This window comes from Streptomyces sp. WMMB 322, from assembly GCF_900090145.1.
Taxonomy (GTDB): domain Bacteria; phylum Actinomycetota; class Actinomycetes; order Streptomycetales; family Streptomycetaceae; genus Streptomyces.
On record NZ_FMHI01000006.1, the window covers coordinates 248,144 to 262,366 of the forward strand.

The 14,223-nt window shown below is 73.5% G+C and carries 7 protein-coding genes; 1 reads left to right on the top strand and 6 read right to left on the bottom strand.

Annotated elements, in window-relative coordinates; genetic code table 11:
- Positions 1 to 8 precede the first annotated feature (8 nt).
- The 3 genes from H180DRAFT_RS12830 to H180DRAFT_RS12840 all read right to left on the bottom strand — a co-directional run bounded on the left by H180DRAFT_RS12830 (position 9) and on the right by H180DRAFT_RS12840 (position 7,813).
- Complete coding sequence (locus tag H180DRAFT_RS12830) at positions 9 to 3,584, bottom strand: ATP-dependent DNA helicase (RefSeq protein ID WP_055486143.1); 3,576 nt, start codon at positions 3,582 to 3,584, stop codon at positions 9 to 11.
- Between the two features lie 132 nt (positions 3,585 to 3,716).
- Positions 3,717 to 7,157, bottom strand: coding sequence for an ATP-dependent helicase (locus H180DRAFT_RS12835; RefSeq protein ID WP_055486246.1), 3,441 nt, complete (start codon positions 7,155 to 7,157; stop codon positions 3,717 to 3,719).
- A 290-nt stretch (positions 7,158 to 7,447) separates the two neighbouring features.
- Complete coding sequence (locus H180DRAFT_RS12840; protein ID WP_055486247.1) at positions 7,448 to 7,813, bottom strand: MGMT family protein; 366 nt, start codon at positions 7,811 to 7,813, stop codon at positions 7,448 to 7,450.
- A gap of 123 nt (positions 7,814 to 7,936) precedes the next feature.
- On the opposite strand from H180DRAFT_RS12840, the gene H180DRAFT_RS12845 reads away from it, so the two are divergent.
- Positions 7,937 to 11,056, top strand: coding sequence for a lysylphosphatidylglycerol synthetase family protein (locus H180DRAFT_RS12845; protein WP_074466770.1), 3,120 nt, complete (start codon positions 7,937 to 7,939; stop codon positions 11,054 to 11,056).
- 146 nt (positions 11,057 to 11,202) lie between these two features.
- On the opposite strand, the gene moeZ is transcribed toward H180DRAFT_RS12845, so the two are convergent.
- The 3 genes from moeZ to H180DRAFT_RS12860 all read right to left on the bottom strand — a co-directional run bounded on the left by moeZ (position 11,203) and on the right by H180DRAFT_RS12860 (position 14,211).
- Positions 11,203 to 12,381 (bottom strand): adenylyltransferase/sulfurtransferase MoeZ, encoded by a 1,179-nt coding sequence (gene moeZ, locus H180DRAFT_RS12850; protein WP_055486145.1) that lies wholly within the window; start codon positions 12,379 to 12,381, stop codon positions 11,203 to 11,205.
- Between the two features lie 61 nt (positions 12,382 to 12,442).
- Entirely contained in the window at positions 12,443 to 13,297 is an 855-nt protein-coding gene (locus H180DRAFT_RS12855) for a spherulation-specific family 4 protein (RefSeq protein WP_055486146.1), read from the bottom strand.
- Complete coding sequence (locus H180DRAFT_RS12860) at positions 13,285 to 14,211, bottom strand: NAD-dependent epimerase/dehydratase family protein (RefSeq protein ID WP_055486147.1); 927 nt, start codon at positions 14,209 to 14,211, stop codon at positions 13,285 to 13,287. Before H180DRAFT_RS12860 ends, H180DRAFT_RS12855 begins: the two co-directional genes overlap by 13 nt.
- Positions 14,212 to 14,223: the final 12 nt, after the last annotated feature.

The window sequence follows — 14,223 nt, forward strand, 5'->3', positions numbered from 1 at the left end:
CGGGCAGCCTATCCGGCATCCGGGGGACGGCTCCCATCCGTACCGGCGCCGCGGCCGAGGAGCAGCTCCTCAAGGCCGGCGCGGCCGAGGAGGCCCTCGGGGCGGACGAGTTCGCCGCCCCGTACATAGAGGAACGCCGCGCCGACGGATTCGAGCGGCACGCGCTGCTTCTCGGCCCAGGCGAGGCGGTAGACGGACAGCTGGAGGGGGTCGGCGCCGCGCGCGCGGCCCGTCTTCCAGTCGACGATGTCGTACGTCGCCGTGCCGTCGGGTGCGACGTCGCGGTACACGGCGTCGATGCGGCCGCGGACGACCCGGCCCGCCAGTTCGAGCTGGAAGGGCTCCTCGACGCGGTACGGCGTGCGTTGCCCGTACGGCGAGCGCCGGAAGGCCTCCTTCAGCGCTGCCAGGTCGCGCTCGTCGGCGATCCCGTCCGGTTCGTCGCGGCCTCCGCCGGCGCCGGACGGTCCGGCGGCTCCGTCCCCCGCGCCGGGAAGCTCGTCCGGACCGAGCATCGGAAGCGGCAATTCCTCGAAGCGGGATTCCACCCATGCGTGGAAGCGCGTGCCTCGGCGGGCCGCGTCCGGCTGCGGCGGGCGGGGCATCGGCCGGGCCAGTTCACGGGCGAAGCCGTCAGGGTCCGCGGCCATCCTCAGCAACTGCGACGCCGACAGCGAAGCCGGCAGCGGGACGTCCCGCACGGGCAGGCGGGAGCGGCGCAACTCACCGGTGAGCGCGTCCAGATCACGGTCCCAGGACTCGACGAGCCGTGACTCCTCCGGGCTCAGGTCAGCCGGTGCTTCAGCGGGCCCGGCGCCGGCGCTCGGCAGCGCGGGACGGGCGGCCTGCGGCCCGGCGGCGGCACCGGCGGCACCGGCGGCGCCGGGCGCGCCGTCAGAGGGACCCGGAACGGCGGAGCCGGCCGCGCCGTCAGGGGCACCCGGAACGTCGGCGCCGGCCGTGCGGTCGAATTCCTCCGAGTCCTCGGAGCCGCCCGGGCCGGCCGCCTCGTCCGCCGCCCGCAGCGGCCCGGCCTGAGCGAGGCGTTCCAGCACGGCGTCCGCCGCGGTACGCCGCCGGGCCAGTGCCGCCTCGTCCAGCGGAAGCGGCCAGGCCCGGACCTGAGCGGCGGCGGCCGAAAGGGCCGGGTTCTCCTCGCCGTCGGCGGGTGCTTCCGCCCAGTGCTCGACCTCGCCGTGCGCCGGGTCCTCCTCGCAGTGGCACCGCAGCGCTTCGAGGAACGCCGAAGGCCCGCGGGGCCTCTTCTGGTGCGGACCCCACCAGTGCCCCGAGCCGAGCAGCAGCGACCGCGGACGGGTGAAAGTGACGTAGCCGAGGCGGAGTTCCTCAACGGCCTGGTGGTCCCGCATCGCGGTCTCGTAGTTCTTCACGCCCTTCGCCGTCCACTCCGCCACGTCGGGGAGAGTCGCGGCGTCGCCGCGCAGCGCATGCGGCAGGACCTTGGGCCGGCTGAGCCACGACTCACGCGGCAGCTCGCCGGGGAACTGCTTCGACACCAGCCCGGGCACGGCCACGACGTCCCACTCCAGGCCCTTGGCCTTGTGCGCGGTGAGCACCTTCACCGCGTTCTCACCGCCGGGCAGCGAGCTGTCGAGCCCCTTCTCGTACTGCGCCGCCGTGCGCAGAAAGCCGAGGAAGGCGAGCAGCGTGGCCTCGCCGTCGACGGCTGCGAACCCGGCGGCGACGTCGAGGAAGCTGCTCAGCGTCTCGCGGCGGCGGGCGGCGAGCGCGTGCGGGGAGGCGGACAGTTCGACTTCCAGGCCGCTCACCGCGAGCACCCTGTGCAGCACGTCCATGAGCGGGTCGGCCAGCGAGCGCCGCAGATCCCGTATCTCGGCGGCGAGCCTGGTGAACCGCACCCGCGCCTCCGCCGAGAACGGCAGCCCGTCCTCGTACGGCCCTCCGGCGTCGAGGAAAGTCTCCAGAGCATCCGCGAGGGAGACGACCTCTGCCGGGTCGACGCCCTCGACAGCCGCGGCCAGGCGCCGGTCCGGGTCGCCGCCGCCGTCCTCCCGGTGTTCGACGAGCAGCCGCGCCCTCCGGCCCAGCAGCGCCAGGTCGCGCGGGCCGATCCGCCAGCGCGGGCCCGTCAGCAGCCGTACGAGGGAGGCGTTCGCGGTCGGGTCGGAGAGGACCTCGCACATGGCGACGAGGTCGGCGATCTCGGGGAGGTGCAGCAGACCCGTCAGACCCACCACTTCGACGGGAAGTTCGCGGGCGACGAGGGCGGCCTGAATCTCCGCGAAGTCGCCCGCTCCGCGGCACAGTACGGCGATCTCGCCGGGGGGTGTGCCCGTACGCACGAGATGGGCGAGGGAGTCGGCGAGCCACTCCAGCTCCTCCTCGTGCGTGGGCAGCAGCGCACACCGCACCAGGCCGTCGCGCTCGGCGCCCGGCGCCGGCCGCAGCGCCTCGACGCCCTCGTGGCGGCTGCGCAGCGGCGCGGCGAGGGAGTTGGCGAGGGAGAGCAGGCGGCCGCCGCTGCGGCGGTTCTCGCTGAGGGAGTGGCGGCGGGCGGGACTGCCGTCCGCGTGGGGGAAGTGCCGTGGAAAATCGTCGAGGTTGGCCACGGAGGCGCCGCGCCAGCCGTAGATGGCCTGGCACGGGTCGCCGACGGCGGTGACGGCGTGACCGGCCCCCTCCCCGGGCCGGCCGTCCTGCCCCGGGCCGCTCTGACCCGGGCCGCTCTGCTCTCCGCCGAACAGCCCTGCGAGCAGGACCCGTTGGGCCACGGAGGTGTCCTGGTACTCGTCGAGGAGGACGGCGGAGTACTGGGCGCGCAGCGCCCTGCCGACCTCCGGGACATCGCGCGCGAGGGTGGCGGCGAGGGCGATCTGGTCGCCGAAGTCCAGCAGGTCCCGCTCCCGCTTCCTCGCCCGGTACTTCTCGACCAGACCGAGAAGTTCGCCGCGGCCGAGAGCGGCCTGCGGCACCTTGCGCAGCGCGGCGTTCCCGAGGGGGACGCCGTCGAGTGCGGCGAGCAACTCCTCGTCGTACGCGCGGAGTCTGCCGGGCGGGACCAGATGTTCGCTGAGCTCGGCGTCGAGGGCCAGCAGATCCTCGACGAGCGCGGCGACCGACTTGGTCAGTGCCGCGAAGGGGCCCGGGTCCGCGCGCAGCACGCTCGCCGCGAGCTGGAAGCGCGTGGCGTCGGCGAGGAGCCGGGAGCCGGGCTCGATGCCGAGGCGCAGCCCGTGCTCGGTCAGCAGCCGCCCCGCGAACGCGTGGTAGGTGGAGATCTGCGGTTCGCCGCGGGCCTGTTCGGGATCGTCGGGGTCCGGGTCGGTGATGCCCGCCTGTACGAGCGCCTTGCGTACCCGCTCGGCGAGTTCACCCGCGGCCTTGTTGGTGAACGTGAGGCCGAGCACCTGCTCCGGCTGCACCTGTCCGGTGCCCACCAGCCACACCACGCGCGCGGCCATGACCGTCGTCTTGCCCGAACCCGCACCCGCGACGATCACTTGGGGAGCGGGAGGGGCGGTGATGCAGGCGAGCTGCTCCGGGGTGAACGGGATACCGAGAAGCTCTGCGAGCTGTGCGGTACTGGTGAGTCGGGCGGGCACGGAAGAGACGCTAACGGCTCGCACCGACAGCCGCCGTCGAACGTGACCCGCGGGACGGCCGGTGCCGGCGAGGGCTGCAACCCCAGGCGTCCCGTGGCCCCGTCAACCCGCCCTGCCCACAGGGCAGTTCGGTCATTCGATGATCTGGCGTCCCTCACTGCGGGCGGAGCATACGGCGCGGAAGGAGCAGTGCGTGCACTGCGAACCCGGCGAAGGAGTGAAGCGTTCGTCGAGAACGCGCCCGGCCGCCGTCGCAAGCAACTCGCCGACCCACTCGCCGCCTTCGGCCTCGCCGCCGGCGGGGAGACCTTTGTCACCCGGCGGACGGCTCCCGCTCAGCGCCTCCTGACGCTGGACCACCGGCAGCCCGTCGCCGCCGTCCCGTTCGGACGCCCCCAGCCGGAGGTGCACCAGCTCTGCGCCGCCGGGTTCCGGGCGCTCTCCCCCGAAGAGGTGGTCGGCCGCGCCCTCCCGGACCGCCAACTGGTAGACGGCGAGCTGCGGATGGCGCGCGACCTCCTTGCCGGTCGGCTTGGTGCGCCCGGTCTTGAAGTCGACCACGTACGCGCGCCCCCGGCCGTCGCTCTCCACGCGGTCGACGCTGCCGCGGATGCGCACCTCGTACTCGCCCGCCTCCAGCGTGACGTCGAAGCCGAGTTCGCTTCCGGCGACGGCCGTCCGAGCACCTGCCGCGCCCTCCGCGTCCCACTCCGCGCCCGCCCGCATCACGTGCCAGCGCAGGAACCTCTCGAGCGCCGCCCGCGCGTTCTGCTTCTCCTGCCGGGACTTCCACGGCGCCTCGAACGCGAGCCCGTCCCACACCGTCTCCAGCCGCTCCATGAGGACGGCGAGATCGGCGGGCGTCCCGCCGGAGGCGACCTCGTCGGCGAGCACGTGCAGCACGTTGCCGAAGCCCTGCGCGGCGGTGGCGGGTTCGTCCGCCTTCACCTCGCGGGCCAGGAACCACTGCAGCGCACAGGAGTTGGCCAGCTGGTCGAGCGCGCTGCCCGAGAGCGTGACGGGCTGGTTCCGGTCGCGCAGCGGCGTCGCGGAGCGCGTCGGCTCGTGCAGCCCCCACCAGCGGTGGGGATGCGCCGCGGGCACGAGCGCGTGGCCCTCCTCGTCGCACAGCCCGGCAAGCCGGGCGAGCCGTTCGGCGGCTGCCTCGCGCAGCGCCGGAGAAGCCTCCGGGTCGACGGTCGTGGCACGCAGCTCCGCGACGAGCGCCGGGACCGAAAGGGGGCGCCGCGGACGGGAGTTGACGGCCCTCGGCTCGACGCCGAGTTCGCTCAGGAACCTCGACGGCTGGTCACCGTCGTCCGCGGGAGCACGGACGGCGCTCACGACCAGCCGCTCCTTCGCGCGCGTCGCCGCCACGTAGAACAGTCTGCGCTCCTCCGTCAGCAGCGCGCCGGGGGACAGCGGCTCGGCCAGCCCGTCGCGGCCGATGCGGTCGGCCTCCAGCAGCGAACCGCGGCGCCGCAGATCGGGCCACAGGCCCTCCTGCACTCCCGCGACGACGACGAGACGCCACTCCAGGCCCTTGGAGCGGTGCGCCGTCATCAGCCGCACCGCATCGGGACGTACGCCCCGGCGGGTGAGCGTGTCGGCGACGATGTCCTGGGCGTCGATCTCCTCGAGGAAGTTCAACGCGCCCCGGCCGCCGGTGCGTTCCTCGGCGCGGGACGCCGCGTCGAACAGCGCGCACACGGCGTCCAGATCGCGGTCGGCGTTGCGCCCGGCCGCTCCGCCGCGGAAGGCGGCACGCTCCAGCCGCTGCGGCCAGGGGGTGCCGTCCCACAGCTGCCACAGTGCCTCCTCCGCGGTGCCGCCGCCCGCCAGCAGCTCCCGCGCCTTGCGCAGCAGCAGACCGAGCCGCTGCGCTCCGCGCGCGTACGCCGGGTCGTGCGCCACCAGGCGCTCCGGCTCGGCGAGTGCTTCGGTGAGCAGTACGTCGGAGGGGCGCGGAACGCTCTCGCCCGCCGCACGCTCCTCTTCGCGCAGGGCACGGCCGAGCCTGCGCAGGTCGGCGGCGTCCATGCCGCCGAGCGGCGAGCCGAGCAGGGTGAGGGCGGTCGCGGTGTCGAGCCACCCGGCCGCCGGACCTCCGCCGTCACTGCCGCCCCGGCCGCCGTCGCCGCGGTTGCCACTGCCCTCGCCGCGGGAGTCGCCGCTGACGTCGCCGAGGGGAGCGTCGCCGGGTTCGTCGCTGCCGTCTACCGGGGAGGCGCCGCCGTCGCCGCCTTCGCCAACGTCGCCCGGGGCAGGGTCCACATGGGCGGCCGCACGCGCCACCGCCCGCAAAGCCGTCAACAGCGGTGCGACGGCAGGTTCATGACGCAGCGGGACGTCGGCCCCGTCCACGTCCAGCGGGACGCCCGCCGACGACAGCGCACGCCGCGCGGCCGGGATCGTGCGGCCGCCCGCCCGGACCAGCACGGCCATCTCACCCCAGGGGACGCCCTCTTCGAGGTGCGCACGGCGCAACAGGTCGGCGATGTTGTCGAGTTCGGCTCCGGCCGTGGGGCAGGTGAACGCCTCCACCCGTCCTCCCGGCCGCTGCGCCACGAGGCCGCGGTGCGCCCGTACGGCCTCGGCGGGCAGCCGCGTCAACGGGATGCGACGGGTGATCTCACGCGTGGCCTCCATCAGCCGGCCACCGCTGCGGCGCCCGGCGCGCAGCATACTGACCGGGGCGGGGGCGCCCGAGCGCCGGCGGAAGACCTCAGGGAAGTCGAGGATTCCGTTCACGTCGGCCCCGCGGAAGGTGTAGATCGACTGGTCGGGGTCACCGAAGACGACGAGGGTGCGGCCCCCGCCGGCCAGTGCCCGCAGCAGCCTCACCTGGGAGGGGTCGGTGTCCTGGTACTCGTCGACGTAGACGGCGTCGTAGCGGTCACGCAGCTCGTCCGCAACGCCGGGGCTCTCCGCCAGCAGCACGGCACGGTGCACCAGTTCCGCGTAGTCGAGCACGCCCTGCGCGTCGAGCACGTCGAGGTACTCGGCGAGGAAGCCCGCCGCCGCCGACCAGTCGGGCCGCCCGGTGCTGTGTGCGAAGTCGCCGAGTTCGCCGGGGCCCAGGCCGAGTTCCCGGCTGCGGGCGAGCACGGCCCGCACCTCGTCGGCGAAGCCGCGCGTCGTCAGGCACGCGCGCAGCTCGTCGGGCCAGGCGATGCGGGCGCGTCCGTCGGCCTCCAGGGCCAGCTGGCCCTCCAGCAGTTCGCGGATGTACAGGTCCTGTTCGGGGCCGGACAGCAGCCGCAGCGGTTCGGAGAAGAGTTCGGCGTCCTGGTGCGCGCGGACCAGTGCGTAGCAGTACGAGTGGAAGGTGGTCGCCTGCGGGGCGGAGGTGTGTTCAGGGAGCCCCGTCAGTCGTGCTGCCATCCGGTCGCGCAGCTCCACGGCTGCCCTGCGGCTGAAGGTGAGGACGAGGATGCGGTCGGGATCGCCTCCCGCCCGTACCCTCTGCGCTACGGCTTCGGTGAGCGTGGTGGTCTTCCCCGTGCCGGGTCCCGCCAGCACGAGCAGCGGGCCGCCGGAATGGTCAACCACATCGCGTTGCTGTGCGTCCAAGGCAGGAGGGTCCTCGGGCTCCGGCCTCGTGCGCACCAGCCGGTACGTGCCGGCGACCGGACCGTGGCCCGGGGCCGGGCCGGGGCCGGCGCCCGGCCGGTACGCATCGGGCGGGATGGAGGAGCTCACGTGGATCGCCTCGGGGAGGGTCTGTGCTGACTGGTGCAGACGCTACGCCAGCGGGCACACGGGCCGCAGCGCGGTACTCGTGTACTCCGTACGGGTGGCCGGATAAGAGCTGGGAGCGAAGATGTCGGAAGGTGGTAGCCGTGAGCAGCCGCAGTACGTGGTCACGTCTCGCCGTTCCACCTCGCCCGTCGCATGTCGATCCGCGGGAGGTGTCCTTCCGTGGCACGGCCCGCCTCCCGCAGCGGCGTGCCCTCCGCCCTGTAGTGCTCCAGCGCGCGCAGCTCGCTGCCGGGCAGCAGCGCGCCGTCGGCCCGGACCACGCGCCACCACGGCACGGCACCTCCGTAGAGCGCCATGACCCGGCCCACCTGACGGGGACCGCCCTCCTCGAGCCACTCGGCGATGTCCCCGTACGTCATGACGAGGCCGGACGGGATGTGTTCGGCGACGTCGAGAACCCGTTCCGCGTACTCGGGCAGTTCGGGCGGACCGGGTGGTCCCGGCGGCCCCGGTTCGCTCGCATGCATGCCGGCAATGGTGCCGTACACCACCGACAGCCGCCGCGCCGCAAAGCTCCCCCTGCCTGCCCGGCGACCCTGCCCGGCCGCTGCCCCTCCGCGCCGTGCCACGATCGTGCGGGGCGGTGACGAGTGATACGGGACCAGGACGGAGCGGCAGCCGGGCAGCGGCAAGGTGAGCGACTCGCCGGGGGTGCGGGCGCCACCTCCCCCCGCGCTGCCCAAGGCCGGGCGGACGGGATCTCCGGAAGGGCGGGACGGCACGAACCGCACGGTGCCGTGCAGTGGCACCGCCCTGACGGGGCGGGCGCGGACGAGAGCCCCGAGAGCCCCGAGGAGTCTGGAACCCCCGGGGACTCGGGAACCTCCGAGGGCTCGGGAACGCCCGGGGAACCCCGGCAGCCGGAGGAGCCGTCGCACCCCGGGGAGCCCGGGCGCCCGGCAGCCGGCCGTGAGCCCGGCGGGAGAGCGGCGGCGGACGGACGGCCCGGGGCCGAGCCGGACTCCGGACGGCCCGGCCGCACCCCCGCCACGACCGGCGCCGAGGACGGCGCCGCCGGGGCCCGCGCCCCTCGTGACCGCGCCGCAGACGGGGCCCGCGTGGAGGGCGACGGCGCGGCCGGTGCCGGAGCGTCACGGAGCGACGGTTCCGGGACGCCCGAGCGGTCCGACGCCCTCGACACCGACGAACCCCTGCTCTCGGCACGCGTGCACCGCCCCTCCGACCTGCTCCGCCTGGGGCTCGGCCTGCTGGGCATCACGGTCGTCCTGATCATCGCCAACTTCGCGCACGGCACCACGGCCGGCCTCGAACAGGACATCGACAAGGGCACTCAGCAGGCACCGCCGCTGCTGATCAGCATCACCGGGCTCGCGTCCAGCATCGCGATCCTGCTCGTCCCCGTGGCCTTCGCCATCGAGCGGCTCATCAAGCGGGACGGGCTGCGCATCGCCGACGGAGTCCTGGCCGCCGTCCTGGCTCACGGCGCCTCGCTCGCCGTGGACCTGTGGGTGGCCCAGGCTGCGCCCGACTCCGTGCGCGACGCCCTCACCAAACAGATCACCGACACCGATCTCACCACCCCCGTGCACAGCTATCTCGCGCCGGTCATCGCCTACATGACGGCCGTGGGCATGGCGCGCAGACCACGCTGGCGGGTGCTGCTGTGGGCGGTGCTGCTGCTCAACGCCTTCGCCATCCTCTTCCCCGGCTACTCGACGCTGTTCTCGATCCTCGTCACCGTCCTGATCGGCTGGACGGTCGCCTACGGCACCCTGTACGCCGTCGGCACCCCGAACGTGCGCCCGACCGGGCACACCCTGCTCGCCGGGCTGCGGCGCGTCGGCTTCACCCCGGTCAGCGCCAAGCGCGTGGCGGACAGGGAGGGCCTCGACGGCACCGAGCCGGGCGACCACGGCCGGCGGTACCTCGTCACGCTGGAGGACGGCCCGCCGATCGACGTGACCGTCGTCGACCGCGAACAGCAGGCGCACGGCTTCTTCTACCGCGTGTGGCGGCGCCTGACGCTGCGGGCCATGATCCACAACCGCAGCCTCCAGTCCCTGCGGCAGGCCCTGGAGCAGGAGGCGCTGCTCGCGTACGCGGCCATCGCCGCGGGAGCCAACGCCCCGCGGCTGATCGCCACTTCGGAGCTCGGCCCGGACGCGGTGATGCTCGTCTACGAGCACGTCGAGGCCCGCACCCTCGACTCCCTCCAGGACGAGGAGATCACCGACGACCTGATGCGCGCGGCCTGGCGGCAGGTCGAGGCGCTTCAGTCGAGGCGCATCAGCCACCGGCGGCTCGTCGGCGACGCGCTGCTCGTGGACAGCTCCGGGACGGTCTATCTGACGGACATCCGGAGCGGGGAGATCGCGGCCGGCGACGTGGTGCTGCGCATGGACGTCGCCCAGCTGATGACGACCTTCGGACTGCGTGCCGGAGCGGAGCGGGCGGTCGCCGCGGCGGTCGACGTCCTGGGCCCCGACGCGGTGGCCGACAGCCTGCCGATGCTTCAGCCCATCGCGCTCAGCCGCCGCACCCGCACCACGCTGCGCAGGCTCGCCAAGGAGCGTGCGCAGCGTGAGCGCGACGCCGTCGTCAACGCCTCACGCAGCGGCAAGGAGGCCAGGGACCAGGCCGGGGAGAGCACGTGGCAGGCCGCCGCGCACAAGTCGGACCGCAAGTCGCTGCGCGCGGAGAAGAACGCGGAGAAGCGCGCCATCGACGACGCGCTGGAAGAGGCACGGGAAGAGGACCTGCTGGCGCAGATCCGCAAGCAGGTGCTGCTCATCAGGCCGCAGGCGCCCATAGAGCCGGCTCGCCTCGAGAGGGTCAAGCCACGCACCCTCGTCACCTTCATCGCCGGTGCGCTGGCCGCGTACTTCCTGCTCTCGCAGCTCACACAGGTGCAGTTCGGAGAGGTCGTCGGCGAGGCCAACTGGGCCTGGGTGGGCGGCGCCGCGCTCTTCTCCGCGTGCACCTACTTCGCGGCGGCCATGGCGCTGCTGGGCTTCGTGCCGGAGAAGGTGCCCTTCCTGCGCACCGTCGTCGCCCAGGTCGCGGGCTCCTTCGTGAAGCTGGTCGCGCCGGCGGCCGTCGGCGGCGTGGCGCTGAACGCACGCTTCCTGCAGCGGGCCGGGGTGCGGCCGGGGCACGCGGTGGCGAGTGTCGGCGCCTCGCAGCTCTTCGGGCTCGGAAGCCACATCACGCTGCTGCTCTTCTTCGGCTACCTCACCGGCACCGAGCACACGCCGACGCTCTCGCCGTCGAGGACGGTCATCGCGGGACTGCTCGCGGCCGCCGTGCTGGTGCTGATCGTCACGGCGATCCCGGCGCTGCGCCGGTTCGTCTCCACCCGGCTGCGTTCGCTCTTCGCAGGCGTCGTACCGCGGATGCTGGACGTGGTGCAGCGGCCGCGGAAGCTCGTGACGGGCATCGGCGGGATGCTGCTGATGACGCTGCTGTTCGTGATGTGCCTGGATGCCTGCGTACGGGCCTTCGGTTACGACGCGAGCTACGCGAGCATCGCCGTCGTCTTCCTCGCGGGCAATGCGCTGGGGTCGGCAGCCCCGACGCCGGGCGGTCTCGGTGCCGTGGAGGCGGCGCTCATCGCCGGTCTGATCACCTTCGGCGTGCCGAAGGAGATCGCGACCCCCGCGGTGCTGCTCTTCCGGCTGCTGACGCTGTGGCTGCCGGTGGGGCCGGGCTGGCTGTCGTTCTCCCACCTCACCCGGAAGGGTGCCATCTGAAGCACCGGCGCCCGCCCGTCCCGGGACGCGCGCACTGCCGGGGCCCGGACGCAGCGTGTGCGTCCGGGCCCTCAGCAGTGGTCCAGCCCTGAAGCAGTGGCGCATGCGGGCGCGGTCGGCGCCACGGGTGCGGCCGGTCGTCGGGCTCAGTACACCGGCTTGTCCGGCTCGATCTGGTTGACCCAGCCGATGACGCCGCCGCCGACGTGCACGGCGTCCGAGAAGCCGGCGTCCTTCAGCACGGCGAGGACTTCCGCGGACCGGACACCCGTCTTGCAGTGCAGGACGATCTTCTTGTCCTGCGGGAGGTCCTGCAGCGCGCTCCCCATCAGGAAGCCGTCCTTCGGGACGAGCCGCGCGCCGGGGATCGAGACGATCTCGTACTCGTTCGGCTCGCGCACGTCGATGACCTCGATGGACTCGCCGTCGTCCATCCACTCCTTGAGCTGCTTGGGCGTGATCGTCGACCCGGCGGCGGCCTCCTGGGCCTCGTCGGAGACGACGCCGCAGAAGGCCTCGTAGTCGATGAGTTCCGTGACGGTCGCGTTCTCACCGCACACGGCGCAGTCCGGGTCCTTGCGGACCTTCACCTGCCGGTAGCTCATCTCCAGGGCGTCGTAGATCATCAGGCGGCCGACCAGCGGCTCGCCGATGCCCGCGATCACCTTGATCGCCTCGTTCACCTGGATCGATCCGACCGAGGCGCACAGCACGCCCAGGACGCCGCCCTCGGCGCAGCTCGGCACCATGCCGGGCGGCGGGGGCTCCGGGTACAGGCAGCGGTAGCAGGGGCCGTGCTCGCTCCAGAAGACGGACGCCTGGCCGTCGAACCGGTAGATGGACCCCCACACGTACGGCTTGCCGAGCAGCACACAGGCGTCGTTGACCAGGTAGCGGGTGGCGAAGTTGTCCGTCCCGTCGATGATCAGGTCGTACGGGGCGAAGATGTCCATCACGTTCGAGGAGTCGAGACGCTCCTGGTGGATCTGGACAGTGGTGTGCGGGTTGATGCCCAGCACCGTGTCCTTGGCGGACTCGGCCTTGGAACGCCCGATGTCCGACTGGCTGTGGATGATCTGGCGCTGCAGGTTCGATTCGTCGACCTCGTCGAACTCCACGATGCCCAGGGTGCCCACGCCCGCGGCGGCCAGGTACATCAGGGCGGGCGACCCGAGGCCGCCCGCACCGACGCAGAGCACCTTGGCGTTCTTCAGCCGCTTCTGCCCGTCCATCCCGACGTCGGGGATGATCAGGTGGCGCGAGTACCTGCGGACCTCGTCAACGGTGAGCTCGGCAGCCGGCTCGACCAGGGGTGGCAGCGACACGGGGACTCCGTTGGTCGGTGGAACGTACGGTTGTTCTCCCGTAACACTGCCACGCACGGTCTCATTCCGAGACACCCGGTCCGAGACGCGAGACGAGCTCGTCCCAGTAGCCGGGCAGGGCCTCCCAGGGGTTCTGCCCCTGCCTGTCCGTCCTGTCGGTGAACCAGACGGTGCCCGCGCCCTGCCAGCGCGCGATGCGCAGCGCCTCCTCGATGTGCAGCTGCGGGACGCCGTGCACGAGATGGCAGAAACGCTCCGGCGGATGGTGGGCCGTCCACTCCGGGGCCTGCGACCACCGGTAGTCGGTCCAGCGGCCGGAGAAGGTCACCAACTGGTCGGCCATGTCCGCGTATCCCGGATGCGGATGGGTGCCGTGCCCGAGGACCAGGGCGGCGCCGGGCCGGGCTCCCGGCGCCCGCACACGTCCGGTCCCGGCCGCCCCCGCCGCGCGAGGGCCGGGGACCGGCGTGTGCCTGCCCTGGTAGCGGCGCTGCTGTGCGCACAGCGCCCGCAGCATCGTCACCGTCCGCGCCGTCTCCGCCAGTTGGGCCCGCTCGGCGGGAGCGTCCGCGAGGTAGAAGCCGTCCACCCGGTACCAGTCGAGGAAGCGGTGTGCGTCGGCGACGAGTTCACCGAACGACCGTGTCCCGTCCCGCATGGCGAGATGGCCGAGTACGGTCACGCCGGACTCGCGCAGCCCGGCCGCCGCCGCCAGGCAGTACGGGTCGGGCCTCGCCCCGGGCCCGCCGGCCACGTCGAGGACCGCCCAGTGCAGCGGCAGCCCCGGCCGGGAGAGCGCCGCCCACTCGACGGGCGCAAGCATCGGGTGCGCCCAGCCCGGCACACCGAAGCCGGTGCGGCCGGTCGGCCCGGCCGGCGCGCGCACCGCATTGCCGGGAGTCATCAGATGCGGCATGCCGCCTCCATCCAGATGTCGGCCAGCGACTCCTCCAGTCCGATGCGCGGACGCCATCCGAGACGGTCCCGCGCTGTTCGCACATCCGCCTGCTGCCAGCTGCCGCAGCCGTCCGGATAGGGAGTGGCGGGAGCGGCGGACGGCTGTGCGCCCCCGACGGCGGGCTCCAGCTCGTGCAGCGAACCCCCGAAACCGGCCACCCGTGCGAGCACGCCCGCCGCCTCGCGCAGCCGCACCGCCCTGCCCGTACCGATGTTGATGACGCCCTGCGCCGCCGAGAGCGAAGCGGCGTGCACCGCTCGCGCGACGTCACGCACGTCGACGAAGTCCCGCTGCACGCTCAGCCCTCCGAGCTTCAGCTCGCTGTCGCCCTGCTGCATCGCCCGCCGCATGCCTTCCGCCAGCCGGCCCAGCGGGGAACCGGCCGGAGTGCTGGGCCCCGCGGGCGAGAAGACCCGCAGCACCACGGCGTCCAGGCCGGAAGCGAGCACAAGCTCCGTGGCCGCCAGCTTGCTCACCCCGTACGGTCCGCCGGGCCGCGGCACGGCCGCCTCGCCGATGGACGAACCCGAGGTGGACGGCCCGTACTCGGCGGCGCAGCCGATGTGCACCAGGCGCGCGCTGCAACTGCTGCGCCGCAGCGACTCGCAGACGGTGGCGGTGGAGACGGTGTTGTGCCGGGTCAGCTCCCGCGCACCGCCGCGGGTCGCCCCCGCGCAGTTGATGACGACGCCCGGGTGCACCGCGTCCAGGAAGCGGGTCAGCGCGCCGGGACTTCCCGTCGACAGGTCGAAGCGGACGTCCGCGTCGTCGTTGCGTCCGAGGGCCGTCAGCTGTACGGCGGGGTCCGCCAGCAGCCGGTCGGCGACGAAGCGGCCGAGGTAGCCGCCGGCGCCCAGCAGCAGCACTCTCATCGCGTGTCCCCC

What these genes read in the sequence shown, in the direction of transcription:
- H180DRAFT_RS12840 (WP_055486247.1), bottom strand. Translation starts at nt 7,813, where the DNA reads ATGCATGCGAGCGAACCGGGGCCGCCGGGACCACCCGGTCCGCCCGAA.
- H180DRAFT_RS12855 (WP_055486146.1), bottom strand. Translation starts at nt 13,297, where the DNA reads ATGCCGCATCTGATGACTCCCGGCAATGCGGTGCGCGCGCCGGCCGGG.
- H180DRAFT_RS12860 (WP_055486147.1), bottom strand. Translation starts at nt 14,211, where the DNA reads ATGAGAGTGCTGCTGCTGGGCGCCGGCGGCTACCTCGGCCGCTTCGTC.